This is a genomic window from Bacteroidota bacterium (assembly GCA_016713765.1).
Taxonomy (GTDB): Bacteria; Bacteroidota; Bacteroidia; order AKYH767-A; family 2013-40CM-41-45; genus Pollutiaquabacter; species Pollutiaquabacter aromativorans.
On the sequence record JADJON010000001.1, the window covers coordinates 2,025,130 to 2,040,913 of the forward strand.

The window sequence follows — 15,784 nt, forward strand, 5'->3', positions numbered from 1 at the left end:
CGGACACGGGATGTAGTTTGCTATCAGTTTTCGCTCCATCAGTTTTGGAATTGCCGGATGGCGGCCGGCAGGTCCTCGGTGATGGTGAATACGGTATTCAGTTTGGTGATGATCAGCAGTTCCTTGATCTTGTCCGAAATACTGCAGATCGTGGTGTCGCCGCCATTCTTGCGGCTTTTCGTGAGAATGTTTACAAGTACATTCAGCCCGTTGCTGTTCAGGTAACGGAAGTGTTCCATCGAGATCACAAAATTGTTGATGCCTTTCTCAATGACGTCCTGTATTTCCTCCAACAAGGGGGTCGCCTGATTCTTATCGATCAGGTTGCCGCTCATTTCTACAATCGCGTAGGTGCCGTGATTGATGATCTTATACGTGAAATCCATGCGGTAAAAGTAAGGATTCTCTCCGGAAAGGCCTTAAGCAGTTGATTTGTAATTTATTAACACATCAACGCTGAGAACCAACGCCGTTCAATGGTTGGGAAGCGACATAGCCGGTTACACAACACCATTAACGGACAATTCAATGTAATTTTTTTCGTCACCAGCCTACCACTCACCGCCTACCGCCTACTGGAAACTGCCATCTTCTGCATTATCACTCACTTCCCGGCACCGCTCAACCTCCGACTACAACTCCCCGTCTCCTTAAGCTCTCTGCACTTACCAAAAAGATTCAAGGCATGATGGTTAACGTCGAAGCGAAGTATCCCGCCCATGGTCGACTGGATCTGCTGGATACGCGGGTCGCAGAACTCAAAGATCTGCTCACAGTCCTGGCAGATCAGGTGGTCGTGCTGCTTGTACGTGTAAGACTTCTCAAAGCGGGCCAGGTTCTTGCCGAACTGATGACGGGTGATCAGCTCCGATTCCAGCAGCAGGTCAATGGTATTATACAAGGTGGCGCGACTGATGCTAAGCCCTTTGTTCTTCATGCGGACAAAAAGCGATTCGACATCGAAGTGTTCGTCCATCGAGTAGATCTCCTCCAGGATGGCGAAGCGCTCCGCGGTTTTTCGATGCCCCTGGGCTTCGAGAAAAGTGGTGAATACCTGGCGGACTTTGTTGATGTCGGGTGTGCTCACGAAGTAGGGGGGATTAAGCCGCGTCGATACGGCCGACGGTGAGAATGCCGTGGATTTCTTTCAATTTCTTGATCAGCTTGTCGAGATGGGCGGTATCATGTACGAAGAGCATGATCTTACCTTCGAAGATGCCGTCGTTCGATTCGATACTGATACTGCGCATGTTCACCTTGAGTTCGCTGGAGATGACTTTCGAGATCTTGTTCACGACCCCGACATCGTCGAGGCCGGTGAGCCGCACGCCTGCGAGGAAGGCGATCTGTTGCTGGTTCGTCCACTTCGCCTTCACAATGCGGTAAGCATAGTTCGACATCAGCCGGATCGCGTTCGGGCAACTCACGCGGTGAATCTTGATGCCTTCGTTCACGGTAATGAAGCCGAATACGTCGTCGCCCGGAATCGGATTGCAGCAAGGCGAAAGCTTGTAATCGATGCGTTCGAGGTTCTCGCCGATCACAAGGTTGTCGCTGGAACCCCGTACGTTCTTGACGAGTTGTTCGAGCGAGACCGGCGCGTCTTGTTTGGCGGGTGTCCGCGCTTTGATGCCGCCTTTTTCAATGGCGAATTCTTTCAGGTCCTGGACATCAATGATGCCTTTCGCGACCCGGTAAAACAATTCGAGGCTGGTGGGGATCTTGTAGTAGGCGAGCAGCTCGTTGAGATTCTCGTGGTTCAGTTCCAGCTTCAGGTGGCGGAACTTTCGTTCCAGGATCTCTTTGCCGTCTTCCGCCAGTTTTTTCTTCTCTTCCTTCAGCGCCGTCTTGATCTTCGACTTTGCTTTGGCCGTCACCACATAAGAGAGCCAGTCTTCTTTCGGCGTTTGTTTGTTGGATGTCAGGATCTCTACCTGGTCGCCGCTCCGGAGCTTGTGACTGAGCGGCACGAGCTTGTGATTCACCTTGGCGCCGATGCACTTGCTGCCGACATCGGAATGGATCTCGAAGGCGAAATCCAACGCGGTGGCGTTTCCCGGCAAGGTCTTCAGTTCACCCTTCGGGGTGAAGACGAACATCTCGTCCGAAAAGAGGTTCAGCTTGAAGTCGTCGATGAAGTCGAGCGCGTTCGAGTCGGGGTTCTCGAGCAACTCCCGGATTTTCTTGATCCATTCGTCGAGTGCGGATTCACCGGAAGATTCCTTGTATTTCCAGTGCGCGGCGTATCCCTTTTCGGCGATCTCGTCCATGCGCTTCGAACGGATCTGTACTTCAACCCACTTCCCGCCCGGACCCATGACGGTCGTATGCAGGGACTCGTAACCGTTCGCCTTGGGCGTACTGATCCAGTCGCGCAAGCGGTCGGGGTTCGGATGGTAAAAGTCGGTAATGATGGAGTAGCAACGCCAGCACATGGCTTTCTCATCGGCATCTTCGGCGTCGATGATGATGCGGATGGCAAAGATGTCGTAGATTTCTTCGAAGCCTACACCCTGGCGGAGCATTTTACTGCGGATCGACTGAATCGATTTGGTCCTCCATTTGATCTCACAACGGAATCCCTGACGGGCCAGTTCGTGTCGGATCGGTTCGATGAACTCGTTGATATACTTGTTACGCTCACGCCGGGTTTGTTGCAGCTTTTCCGAAATGTCGTTGTAGGTTTCCGGCTCGGTGTACTTCAATGCCAGATCTTCCAACTCGGTCTTAATGGAGTACAGACCGAGGCGATGAGCGAGGGGCGCGTACAGGAAGGCCGTTTCACTGGCGATCTTCAACTGCTTTTCGCGTTTCATCGAATCGAGCGTCCGCATGTTGTGCAGGCGGTCGGCCAGTTTGATGAGGATCACGCGGACGTCATCGGAGAGCGTCAACAGCATTTTCCGGAAGTTCTCCGCCTGGATCGAACTGCCGTTCAGGACGACTCCGGAAATCTTGGTCAGCCCGTCTACAATCGACGCGGCCTTTTCACCAAAGGAATTCTTGATGTCATCCAGTGTAAGGTGGGTGTCTTCTACCGTATCGTGTAATAAGGCACAGACGATGGCCAGTGGTCCAAGACCGATCTCTTCGGTACAGATCTGGGCGACAGCGAGCGGGTGCAGGATGTAGGGTTCGCCGGTCTTGCGGCGCATGTCCTTGTGCGCTTCGAGCGCCATATCGAAGGCAAGGCGGATCATCTTCTTATCGCCTTTACCCATCGAGGGTCGCAACGAACGCAGCAACGCCCGGTAAGCCTTCAGGATCGTATCCTTTTCAGCTTCCGAATTCGTTGCACCGTTTGGTGTTGAATCGCGCAGGTCCTGTTCGTTCGCCATGATTCGTCCTCAGGCTTCCTGCGCCTGCTTCTTGATCGCAAACAGCGAGAAATCCGTATTTTCTTTCCGGATGGTGTTGCTCAGTCTGCCGAGTCCGGTGATCTCCATGTCGACCCGGTCGCCGTCCTGCAGCCACTGAACCGGATAGTTCGGGTCCTGCAGCAATCCGGTACCGTTCAATTCCAGAAAACAACCGGTGCCAACCGTGCCGGAGCCGATCACGTCGCCAGGAAGAATATCCACACCGTAAGCACAGCGCTCCACGATCTCGGCAAACGTCCAGTCCATGTCTTTCATGTTCCCACTGCTGACCAACTTATCGTTCACCCAGCATTTCATAGTCAGATCATAGCTGTTGCCTACATGACCCGGCTTGGGGCTGACGCGGTGGCTCTCCAATTCGTCGGGCGTCACCAGCCAGGGGCCGATGACGGTGGAGAAGTCCTTGCCCTTGGCCGGTCCGAGGTTCAATACCATTTCTTCCATTTGAAGTGTCCGCGCGCTCATATCGTTCATGATCAGATAGCCGAAAATATATTGATCGGCTTCCGATGCCCGGATGTTGCGTCCCTTCTTACCAATGACGATCGCCGACTCCAGTTCGAAATCCAGCTTTTGGAAATGGTCAGGCATGCAACGGATCTCCCCGGGTCCCTGGATGGCGTTGTGATTGGTGAAATAGAAGATCGGATACTGATCGAACTCCGGGATCATGGGGACTTTTCGATTCCTTCTGGCCGCTGCTACATGTTGGCGGAACGCATAGCCGTCACGACATGAAGTAGGACGGGGAACAGGTGCCATCAGGGCATTTTCACCAACCGCCTCCGGGCTAAGATCGCTGTTGCCGGATCGGATCTTCGCATTGATCTTCCGTGCGACTTCCCAGGATGCCTCACCGGCCCGGATGAAATCGAGCATATCGTCCGGGAGGGCTGTAAATCCGAGCGATTTGGCAGCATCCGGCAGGTTATAGATGGATCCATCATGCCAAAGGCCGATACGTTCCCGGTTGCCAAGGCGATAGGTGACAAGTTTCATGAGGAATTGGCTTTTCACAAAAATACGAAACGGGGAGGAGACCCCCGAAAAAACCGAAAGGCCCCATAGGGGCCCTCCGGTTGTCTAACCAATCATCCAAACCAAACCATGAAAGGTGTCTTACTGGATCAGCAGTTTCTGCTGAACCGTTTCGATTCCGTCGGTTGCCACGATAAAGTAAAGCGAGCCGGGTTTCATATAGATTTCTGAGAATTCCAGTTGTATATCCCCGTTACCGGTGCGTGACACGGTGGCAGGGATCTCCCGGCCCGTGATATCGCGCACCGTAATGGTGTAGAACTGCATCTGGTCGTCGCCGTAGCTCAGGTGGACCACCCGACTGCTGGCCGGGTTCGGGTACACGGTGAAGCTGCCTTTCCGGATGTTATTGATCACCTGGGATGGGAACGATTCTGATGTGCCATCGTAATCGGTCTGCCGGATGCGGTAGTAAGAGATGCCCGGATACGGGTTGACATCCACATAACCGTAGTTATGGGTCTCGGAGGTGGAACCCGAGCCGTTCACACGGCCAATGCCTTCGAAGTTCACGTTGTCGCGCGAGCGTTCAACCGTGAAGTACGAGTTGTTGATCTCGGCCTGGGTGGTCCATTTGAGCTGGACTTTGCGGTCAACCAGGTTGGCATTGAAGCTGCCCAGTTCGATCGGAAGCGGATTGCCGCCACCGGGAGGATTACCCAAAGCGAAGTAAGTACGGAAAGCATTGAAGGTTCCCGAGGTGATGCTGCCGGTCCAGTTGTTCGTAGCGGTACCGCCGAGGTTGGACCATTGCGAAGTGCCATTGTCGTGCGCCACGAGCAGCGTGTTCTTGTCGGCTACACCGTCGTCGGTATCGTAATACATCGTGATCTTGCCGTTGCTGAAGTTGCTGACTGCCGAGCGGGTGAAGCGTACATAACGAACGTTAGACACGTTGGCGATCGTGGGCGGAAGCGAGTAGGGAAGACCGGAAGCGGACGAGTTGAAGATCTCTCCCCGGTAGCTGACGCTGGATGCGTTCGTATGCGTAAGCTGTAAGGTAACCGGACGGTAAGCGCTTGCTTTTCCGATCGGGAAGATCTTGGTCACCGTAGCCGCGCTGGCCAGGGTGTGTTCCATCGGTCCGTCGACGTACGAAGCCGAAGTGCCGATGTTGGCATTGGCGTTCGCCTGGCAAACAAGGATGTTCGTATTCGTCGTCAGGAGCTTCCCGTTGACCATGGAGAGCAGGTTGCTGACGTTGGCAGGACGGTTGAGCGTGATGTGGCTCGCGTTGTTGATCTGAAGGTTGTAGAAGGTGGTCGTAACCGTACCACCAATGGCTTGTGCGCCGCTGGTGTTGAAGGTAACGGTACTGCTGCGCGCGGTGAAGGTCCCGCTGTTGTACAGGGCATCCACGCCGTTGACGGTACGCATCAGCGTCATGGTCTTGGTATCGGCTGTTGCGCCGGACAGGCTCCTGATGTCGAAGATCTTTCCGGAATCAATGTACAGGCTCAGCAATCGGAAGTTCGTGGTAGAACCGGCGGACGGAGCCAGCGTGATCGTATTCGCGGCCGGGCCGGTGACACGGAAATGCGGCATGGTGACGGTTGCAAAGGTCCGGAAGCCGAAGCGTGCGCCCGCAGCCGTGCTGGCATTGCCGAATTGAATGGTACCGCCGGTGCTGGTGACTGTTCCGGTGCCACACAGGTGGAAATCGACAGTCGTTACGCCCGTGATGTTCGGCTTTTGCAACGTGATCGTTCCTCCGCTCATCACGAAGGAACTGGTCGTTCGGTCGTTGACCATGAAGACCTGACGGTTCGTGCCGGTTGTTCCACTGTTCAATAGGATGGTTCCGCCGGTCATGCGGAAGGAAAACGGCTCCAGACTGGACCCGCTGCCGTAGGTGATACCGCCGTAAACGGTCAGGGTGCCGGAAGAAACTTCGAGGTAAGGGATCTTGGTACCGCTTTGGTCGGAACGAAGACCCTGCAAGCCTGCAGTGGTACCTACACGGACATTGCCACCATTCACATACAATTCGCCTTGGAGGATCAGGTTGTCCGCAGCGGAAGCGAACCACATCGTGCCCATGGGTACTTTAAATACCATGTTCGGTCCGATGGTGAACGTTGCCGTAGTGGGGTTGATGCTGAAGGAACCGGTATTGTTGTGTACATAGGTGCCCTGGGTACCGATGAAATTCCGAAGCCCTGCTTCGAAATTGCTGGTATTGACCGTCAGCGTGGCAGTGGTAGCACCAGTTTTAGTAAGGGACACGTTATTGAGGTCCCAGGTACCGATACCCGTGATACTCGAGTTGGCAGTAGTATTGAATGTCAGGTCTACTACCTGATTCGCGGCAACATAGAAATCAACGCGACCGAAGTTGGCGAAGTTGCCCCCGACGATCATGCGGTGGACGCGGTTGACGGCCGTATTGTAATAGAGGATGGCACCGGTATTGACGGTCACGTTGCCCGTTACGGTCAGCGTGTACGTACTGGTGGAAAGGAACTCCAGGATTCCCGAAGTGCCTTGTCCGATGTTCAGCGTGGCACAGCTGGCGGTGTTGTTGATGGTGATCGTGTGACCGTTGCCGATGTTGACCACATCGCCGGGACCTGGTCTGGTTCCGGTATTGGTCGCGTTGCCATAGCCGACAGTCGACCAGGTGGAATTGACCGACCAGGGTCCTGTTTGCCTTGAATAATACGTAATGGCACTGGCATCCGTTCCGAGCAGGAGCAGCAGGGACATGATCACGAACGTGGTGGTTCGTGTTGCCAGAAGCACCAGGCGCGCAGGGGATACTACCTGAGTGTTCAGATTTTTCATGGGGCAGAATTTTTGGCTCAAAGTGTAAATGCGGACTTTGGCCGCGTTCGTCTAATTTAATCGGATGGGGAGGGGGAGAGTTCCCGCAATAACTACAGGTGATTGCAGCTGTAAGACATTGAAAGAAAAGAGGACAATTGACCGTCGAGGCCCGGTATTTCGACGGATTTGAACGGGCATCCGCATTTCCGGAAAAATAAATCGTATCGGTTTTTGCCGCTGGGCCGGACGAATTCGGATAGTTTGAAAAATACTTACAGCCTTGAACAACCCATTCGTTCGCGTGTTTTACGTAAATTTGAATTCCACTTAGCACGCTATGCCCCAGTATCATCAGTTGGGTCAGTTACCACCCAAGCGCCATACCCAGTTCCGGAAGCCGGATGGCTCCCTGTATGCCGAAGAGCTTGTATCCACCCACGGCTTCTCTAACGTCTATTCACTCATCTACCATTGTCACCCGCCCACGATGATCAAGGAGTTGGGTGAACCTTGGTCGGTAGAACCCAAACTGGCGTTCAAGCGATCCCTCAAACACCAGAGCTTTGAAGGATTTCATGTGGAGCCGAAGGATGATTTCATCGAAAGCCGGGTGCCCGTATTGGTGAACGATGATTTGTACATCACGCTGGCCGCCCCCCGCAAGTCGATGTCCGACTACTTCTATAAGAACGCCGATGCCGACGAAGTGATCTTTATCCACGAAGGAAGCGGTAAGATGAAATCGATCTACGGATCGCTTTCGTTTCGATACGGAGATTATATCGTGATTCCGCGTGGTACCATCTACCAACTGGAATTCGACGGCCCGGATAACCGTTTGTTCATCGTCGAGTCGTTCTCGGCGGTGGAAACTTGTAAACGTTACCGGAACACCTACGGTCAACTCGAGGAACACTCTCCGTATTGCGAGCGGGATATACGGCGACCAGTGGATCTGAAAACCTACGATCTAACAGGAGATTTTAAGATCCTGATCCGGAAGCAGGGACTCATCTACCCCTATATCTATGCCACCCACCCGTTCGATGCGATCGGATGGGACGGTAACCATTATCCCTGGATACTTTCGATCCATGACTTCGAACCGCTGACCGGCCGGGTCCACCTGCCACCTCCCATTCATCAGACGTTCGAGGCGCATAATTATGTGATCTGTTCATTCGTTCCGCGTTTATACGATTATCATCCGCAGGCGATCGTAGTGCCGTATAACCACAGCAATGTGGATTCCGATGAGGTTCTTTATTATGTCGATGGCGATTTCATGAGCCGGAAATCCGTAACGAGAGGCATGATCACACTGCATCCGGCCGGAATTCCGCATGGACCGCATCCCGGAACGGTTGAAAGAAGCATCGGAAAAAAGGAAACCCATGAGTTGGCGGTGATGGTCGACACCTTCCGTCCGTTATGGGTTACCGAAGAGGCGGTTCGGATCATGAACCCGGACTATTTCCGCTCCTGGTTGTCATAGGGAAGTGTAAGATTTCAGCCCTTATTTCGGGCTGTTAAGCATAGTTTTTCCCAACTCACCTCCTCCGGGGACGTATCTTCTGTGGCCGGCAATTGCCGGATCGTGACGATGCGTCGAAGGCTTTTTTATCTTTTATTGCTCTTCGGAGCGACACTCCTGCAATGGACGGAACGCGCAGGTGCTGTTGCCTTACCGTATGCGACCGATTTCACTTCTGATACACTGTGGACAGCGTATTCCGATCAGGGAAGTGCATGGGAACTCGGCACTCCGGCCTATGGTATTACTACCGGTGCTCATTCTCCCGCAGAAGCCTGGGATGTCGCCCTGAATTCAGCGGTTACCGACGGTACGGTTTGCTACCTGTACTCTCCGGCCTTTGACTTCAATCAGGATCTGAATTGCCGCTTGAGTTTTTGGCAGAACCGGTCGTGTGAGGATTATTTCGACGGCTTCCGGATCGACTATTCGCTCGATGGTTCTACCTGGCTGGTCCTCGGTCTATCCGGCGATGCCAACGGCAAGAACTGGTTTACGCGCAACAATATTGAGGCTTCAGGATTGCCCGCCTGGTCAGGGGATTCACACGGATGGCAGAAATCGGAGTATCGGCTGTCGCTGCTCAACAACTACATCGGCAGTGTGCGGTTCCGGTTCGTTTTCACCTCAAACGATTCTGTTCCAAGCGCCGGTTGCTCCATAGATGACTTCTCGATAGAACAAGCTTCCGCGTACGATGTCGAACTGCGGGACCTGTTACGACCTGACCGGTATGTCGTCGCCGGCGTAGCGGATAGCATCCAGGCGATTGTTCGGAATGTCGGGGCTTCTTCGATCAACAATGTCTTAATCGACTTCACGACCGATGGAGTCATGCTCTTCTCAGAGAATATCAATATCACCCTGGGGCCATCAGAGGAAGATACCATCACTTTGCAATGGCACTATACACCGCCGGCTGGAGATTTTTACCTGAGTTGCTTTCTTTCTAATCCTTCCGATGGCGATCGGTCCAATGATACTTTAAATTGTTCGCTTCGGGGACTCGCACGGATGCAATTGCCTTTTGCCGACGAATTCATGGCAAGCCCGGATGACTGGGCTACCGATCCGGGTTCCACCTGGACGTTGGTTCCGGATTCTTCGGGTGCTTCTTCCTTTCATTGGGATGATAGTCCCGGTGGAGATTATCTCACCCATACGGATGCCAGTTTGTATTCCCCCTTTATCCAATGGAACGGAGAGCGAAATGTACGATGTAGCTTTTTGCAGCAATGTGAAACCGAATCTGGATACGACGGATTTCGGCTTGAATATACCCTGGATGGTGGCCTGAACTGGCTGCCGGTCGGTCAGCCCGGCGATGAGAATACCGAAAACTGGTACGATCATGCCGCTTTGTCTGCATTCCAGGCAGGACCGGGATGGTCTGGACTCCTGCCTGAATGGAGGAACAGTCGTTGTCTGCTTTCAGCGCTCGATGGTTGGGTTGGCCTGGTGCAATTCCGGTTTCATTTGTCAACGGATGGAAGTAACGTGGCTTCGGGCGTGCGGATCGATGACTTTCGTTTGGAACCTGCTCCGGGAATAGATTTGTCCATCAATGACGTCTCCGTCAGCCATCGTTTCGCGGCGGCTGCGTTCCCGGATTCCATACACATCCGGATCCGGAATACCGGCTCCACCGATTTGCAGGATCCTGTCGTTCAACTCGAACTCGGTACGTTGGTCAGGAGCTTCCAGTATTCTGGCGTACTGCAACCGGGCGCTGCCGCTGACTGGACGATCGACACGATTGGACTTCCGGAAGGTCCGTCGGAGTTGACGATACAATCCGCTGTGCCCTCCGACGGAGACAACCTGAATGATTCCCGTTCACTTCAACTCTTCGGTATCCCGACCCGCACCTTGCCGTTCACGGACGATTTGGAATCTGCCATCTTGTTTGCCGATACTTCCGAAAACTGGTCTCTGGGTAAGCCGGCTTTTTCCAGTGAGACCAGTGCGGCTTCCGGTATGAATGCCTGGAATCTGCCTGGAAGCGGTTCCTACCCGGATCGAGTGACTGCTGTCTTGTACACACCGTATTTCGATCTGCGGGGATGGTACAATCCACGTTTGAAGTTCAATCATTGGTTCAATACCCAAAGCGGAGCGGACGGCGGTCGGGTAGAGGTTTCGGTGGATAGTGGAATGACCTGGTCCACGCTCGGTCAGCGAAACGACCCGCTCGGGATCAATTGGTACAATACTGCGGCATTGGCTTCCAGCGGACAGCCGGGATGGAGCGGCGGTTCCGGCGCCTGGGGAGAAAGTGTGTATTGGATGCCGGCTTACTCGAATGCCCAGACACTCGTCCAGTTCCGGTTCATCTTTCAATCGGATGACTCAGTGGCAGTCGACGGCTGGTCGATCGATGACATTCGACTCGAGGCATCGCCGGCACATTCCGTTTCACCGGAAGCGGTGAACGGGTTGCCGGATCCGATCAATCCCGTATTGCCGGCTGCTCTGCAATGCCGTGTCCGGAATTCGGGCGCATTGCCGGTAAGTGAATTTGATCTTCGCGTGTTGATCGACGATTCACTCTTCCATCAACAACACTGCACCTTGCCCACACCGATCGGAAACGGGCAGGTGGCTACCATCCAGCTTTCATCGCTCTGGCAAGCCCCTCCCGGTGGGCATGAAGTAACCGTCATTGCATCCGCTACTTCCCCGGCAGAAGCATGGCCCGCCGATGATACCTTGAAGGTTTTCTCGGGCATCCTGGACACCAGTCTCACGTCCGTCGGCTCCACCAATTGGTGCGACGACTTCGACGGAACCCAGGCTGCCTGGTTGAGTTTGGATCCCCTGACGCGTGCCTGGCAATACCAGTGGCAATACGGCTCGCCGGATAAACCAGGCTGGAGCGGAGCCTTCAACGGTAACAATGCCTGGGTGACCGGCCTGCACGATTCGTATGAAGCACAAACGGAATGCGCTCTTTATACGCCGGTATTCCTTGCCGACTCCGGTCGATGTTACCGGTTCAGCTTTCAGCACATGTTGGAAACGGAACAATTCCAGGACGGAGGAACGGTGGAGTACAGTCTTGATCGCGGTTGGACCTGGCAGACCCTGGGCGCCGCCGGTGATCCGGGCTGGTTCAATGCCGGCTATATAACCGGACTTGGATTGCCTCCCGTCGCAGGATTCACTGGTTCAGTTGCGCAATGGACACCGGCCAGTCACGACCTGGTGCTGGATGAACCATCGGAAATCGTCTTCCGTTTCCGTTTCGGTTCTGATGCTTCGATTCAAATGAACGGTTGGGCGATCGATCAGGTTTGTTTCAGCCCCGTTGCTACCTGTACGATCGGTCTCGATGAGCCGAATTTCGATGACATCGTATCAGGACCCTATCCGAATCCTGCAACCACGAGCGCAAGCCTCGTCTTCCGTCAAGGCATCGGACGGTGTTCGGTGCAGTTGACGGATGTTCGCGGTCAGGTTTTGTCGCTTCCGCATGCGCAGGAAAGCCCGGATCGGATCGATCTTCCGCTGACCGGTTTGTCTCCTGGTATTTATATCATTTCCGTGGATGTTGACGGAAGGCGCCTTTACCGCCGTCTGATCGTCCAATAAGCAATCGACCCGACTGACATTGTCAATGGACAAGTTCAATCGGGTCAATGGTTGGTTTTAAGGAAGTGTGTAATCAGTACAACACAAACTTGTCGGTAAGCGTATGCACTTTTTTCAGGACGCTGCCCAGCTTCGTTTCGTTATCATGATTCATCAACGCCTCGTCAATCAATTGTACTATGCGCACGGCGTCTTTTTCTTTGATGCCGCGGGTGGTCATGGCCGGGGTGCCGATCCGGATGCCGGATGTGACAAAGGGTGACTTGTCGTCGAAGGGCACCATGTTCTTGTTAACCGTGATGCTGACTTTGCCAAGTACCTGTTCCGCCAGCTTCCCGGTCAGATCCTTGCTGCGCAGGTCGATCAGCATGCTGTGATTGTCGGTTCCTCCGGAGATCACCTTGTAACCGAGTTCCATGAATGCATGCGACATGGCCTGTGCGTTCTTCACGACTTGCACGCAATACTTCAGGTAATCGTCTTGAAGGTCTTCGCCGAAGGCGACTGCTTTGCCGGCGATAACGTGCTCGAGTGGTCCGCCCTGTGTGCCGGGGAAAACGGCTCCGTCGAGTACCGCACTCATCATTTTGGTCTCGCCTTTGGGAGTCTTCTGGCCCCAGGGGTTTTCGAAATCCTGTCCCATCATGATCATACCGCCCCGTGGGCCGCGCAGGGTCTTGTGCGTAGTGGTAGTAACGATATGACAATGCGGCAACGGATCACGTAACAATCCGCGGGCGATGAGACCGGCGGGGTGAGAGATGTCGGCGAGCAACAAGGCTCCGACTTCATCCGCGAGGCGGCGCATGAATTCATAATCCCAGTCGCGAGAGTAGGAGGATGCGCCTGCGATGATCAGTTTGGGACGTTCGGCCAGCGCGACCTTTTTCATTTCATCGTAATCGACCCGGCCGGTATCGGGATGAACGCCATAGTGTACGGCACGGTAGATCTTGCCGGAAAAGTTCACCGGCGATCCATGCGTCAGGTGACCTCCATGACTTAGATTGAAACCGAGGATGGTATCACCCGGTTGAATAACGCCCAACATGACCGCGGCGTTGGCCTGAGCGCCGGAATGCGGTTGTACATTGACCCATGCCGCGTTGAACAAGGTCTTGGCCCGGTCAATGGCCAGTTGTTCTACCTGGTCGACGACTTCGCAGCCGCCGTAGTAACGGCGGCCGGGATATCCTTCGGCATATTTATTCGTCAGGCACGAACCCATGGCGGCCATGACCTGTTTACTTGTAAAATTTTCGGAGGCGATGAGCTCGATTCCCTGCTGCTGTCGTTTTTTTTCTTTCGCGATTAGGGCGAAGAGTTCTTTGTCTTTTTCCATAAGTGGATCGTCTCGAAGACGATTGCGTAGTTGTCTGGATTATCCGAAATCGATCTCGGTACTGTCGCCGAGGTTGAGCGACTGGCTCAATCCGTGTAGCGATGAATCGCTGCCGATCACCGAATGATGAAGGACCGCATTCCGGATCTCACTGTAAGAGCCAATGATCGATTCCTTTACAATCGAGTAGTGGACGATCGTATGATCGCCGATCGACACGTTGGGTCCGATGATTGAATTGCTGATGCGACAATGTTCCGAGATGCTGACCGGGGGAATGATGATGGTGTTCGGAAATTGATACTGATGGGCCGGTATTACTTTTTTAAGCAACACGGCATTGGTCTCCAGCAGGCTTTCCTTGCTGCCGCAGTCGTACCAGTTCTCGACCGGAAAGGTTCTGATCTTCGCGCCGTTGCGAATCATGACTTCAATACCATCGGTCAGATGATATTCACCCTGCGTCCGCTGGTTGCGGTTGATGATCTCGTCGAGTGCCTGGATGAGTTCCTGCGACTCCCGGATCTTGTACAGCCCGACCAATGCCAGGTTGGATTTCGGGATAGGCGGTTTCTCCTGACATGGCGGATGAATCCGTCTTCATCAAGTTCGGCAACACCAAAGGTCCGCGGATCGTCGACCCGCTTGACTGCAAGGGCAGAGGTTTCTGAGGAAAGCACCTCCCGCAGGTTCACATCGAAGATCGTATCACCAAGTGCAATGACGAGTTCGTCGCCTGGGTTTACCAGGTGACGGGCGAGCCAAACCGCATGGCCGGTTCCTTCCCGGGGTTCCTGGATGATGAAATGCTTGATGATGCCGGGATAATTGGAGTGGATGTATTCTTCCACCTTATCACCCAGATAGCCTACAATGAAAATGAACTCCCGCATACCCGCTTCGATCAGATTGTCGACGATGTGGGAAAGGATCGGCTTGCCGGCTACGGGTACCAGCGCTTTCGGTTGCGTATGCGTATGCGGTCGCAACTTACTTCCGATACCGGCAACGGGAATGAGTACTTTCATTGGTCAATCTTAATCCGAACAGGATGATTCAGGTTCCACCAACAGATTGTTGATGGCTGGGCTGTCGGGGCCTGATTCCGGGGGATAAAAGTAAGTACTTTTGACTCCTTCCTCCCGGGAAAGTTGCCCCGGATGTTAAACCCGTATGTTCAAAAACAGGATTACAGAACTATTTGGAATTCAATATCCCATCATCCAGGCGGGTATGATCTGGTGCAGCGGTTGGCAACTTGCAGCCGCGGTCAGCCAGGCCGGTGGACTCGGGATCATCGGAGCGGGTTCCATGTATCCCGAGATTCTGCGCGAGAACATCCGGAAATGCAAGGCGGCAACGGATCGCCCGTTCGGAGTGAATGTTCCCCTGCTTTACCCGAACATCGAGGAGCACATGAACATTATCCGTGAAGAACGTGTTCCGGTAGTATTCACCTCTGCCGGAAATCCGAAAACCTGGACGACATTCCTGAAAGAAGGGGGTGCCAAGGTGGTACACGTTATCGCCAATACCAAGTTCGCACGGAAGTGCGAAGAAGCAGGTGTCGACGCCCTCGTTGCCGAAGGTTTTGAAGCCGGCGGACACAACGGCAGGGAAGAAACCACCACCCTGGTCCTGATCCCGATGATCCGAAAGGCAACAGCATTGCCCTTGATCGCGGCCGGCGGGATTGCCGATGGTGAAGGCATGATGGCCTGTTTTGCACTGGGCGCTGAAGGTGTTCAAATGGGAACCCGGTTTGTGGCTTCGGTTGAGTCGTCGGGACATGCTGCCTTCAAACAGGCGCTCATTCATTCATCCGAAGGCGACACTAAATTGATGTTGAAACAACTGACCCCTGTTCGTCTGTTGCGCAACAGATTCTCCGAAGCCGTCGAGGCGGCGGAAACACGGGGTGCAACTGCGGAGGAACTGAAAGAATTACTCGGTCGTGCCCGGGCGAAAAAGGGAATGTTCGAGGGTGATATGGAGGAAGGGGAACTGGAGATCGGGCAAGTGGCTGCGGCAGTCCGGTCTATTCAGCCGGCAGGAGATATTGTCCGCCAGGTATGGGAGGAATTTCGGCAGGCGCAGCGACGTATCGCTGCAATGGAAGTTTGATAGAACGAC

Annotated in this window: 9 protein-coding genes and 1 pseudogene; 3 read left to right on the top strand and 7 right to left on the bottom strand. The window is 53.9% G+C overall.

The features are described from left to right. Nucleotides 1–38 precede the first annotated feature (38 nt). The 5 genes from IPJ96_07735 to IPJ96_07755 form a co-directional block, all read right to left on the bottom strand. Nucleotides 39–386 carry an STAS domain-containing protein gene (locus tag IPJ96_07735; protein ID MBK7910240.1) on the bottom strand — a complete coding sequence of 116 codons (348 nt, stop codon included), beginning with the start codon at nucleotides 384–386 and terminating at the stop codon, nucleotides 39–41. Between the two features lie 218 nt (nucleotides 387–604). Beyond that, nucleotides 605–1,087: a transcriptional repressor gene (locus IPJ96_07740; GenBank protein ID MBK7910241.1), complete on the bottom strand. Its 483-nt coding sequence runs from the start codon at nucleotides 1,085–1,087 to the stop codon at nucleotides 605–607. Nucleotides 1,088–1,100: 13 nt separating this feature from the next. Continuing rightward, nucleotides 1,101–3,338, bottom strand: coding sequence for a bifunctional (p)ppGpp synthetase/guanosine-3',5'-bis(diphosphate) 3'-pyrophosphohydrolase (locus tag IPJ96_07745; GenBank protein ID MBK7910242.1), 2,238 nt, complete (start codon nucleotides 3,336–3,338; stop codon nucleotides 1,101–1,103). A 9-nt stretch (nucleotides 3,339–3,347) separates the two neighbouring features. Further along, a complete protein-coding gene (locus tag IPJ96_07750) occupies nucleotides 3,348–4,379 on the bottom strand; it encodes a fumarylacetoacetate hydrolase family protein (protein ID MBK7910243.1) in 1,032 nt (343 codons plus the stop codon). Between the two features lie 120 nt (nucleotides 4,380–4,499). After that, nucleotides 4,500–7,202, bottom strand: coding sequence for a T9SS type A sorting domain-containing protein (locus tag IPJ96_07755; GenBank protein ID MBK7910244.1), 2,703 nt, complete (start codon nucleotides 7,200–7,202; stop codon nucleotides 4,500–4,502). A gap of 319 nt (nucleotides 7,203–7,521) precedes the next feature. On the opposite strand from IPJ96_07755, the gene IPJ96_07760 reads away from it, so the two are divergent. Both IPJ96_07760 and IPJ96_07765 read left to right on the top strand, forming a co-directional pair. After that, entirely contained in the window at nucleotides 7,522–8,679 is a 1,158-nt protein-coding gene (locus tag IPJ96_07760) for a homogentisate 1,2-dioxygenase (GenBank protein MBK7910245.1), read from the top strand. 108 nt (nucleotides 8,680–8,787) lie between these two features. Continuing rightward, a complete protein-coding gene (locus IPJ96_07765) occupies nucleotides 8,788–12,309 on the top strand; it encodes an immune inhibitor A (protein ID MBK7910246.1) in 3,522 nt (1,173 codons plus the stop codon). Nucleotides 12,310–12,382: 73 nt separating this feature from the next. Here IPJ96_07765 and IPJ96_07770 read toward each other — a convergent pair whose 3' ends face one another. Beyond that, nucleotides 12,383–13,651 (bottom strand): serine hydroxymethyltransferase, encoded by a 1,269-nt coding sequence (locus tag IPJ96_07770; protein MBK7910247.1) that lies wholly within the window; start codon nucleotides 13,649–13,651, stop codon nucleotides 12,383–12,385. 39 nt (nucleotides 13,652–13,690) lie between these two features. Continuing rightward, nucleotides 13,691–14,679, bottom strand: a pseudogene (locus IPJ96_07775) (NTP transferase domain-containing protein). Nucleotides 14,680–14,824: 145 nt separating this feature from the next. Between IPJ96_07775 and IPJ96_07780 the strand changes: the two are divergent. Beyond that, complete coding sequence (locus tag IPJ96_07780) at nucleotides 14,825–15,775, top strand: nitronate monooxygenase (GenBank protein MBK7910248.1); 951 nt, start codon at nucleotides 14,825–14,827, stop codon at nucleotides 15,773–15,775. Nucleotides 15,776–15,784 lie beyond the last annotated feature (9 nt).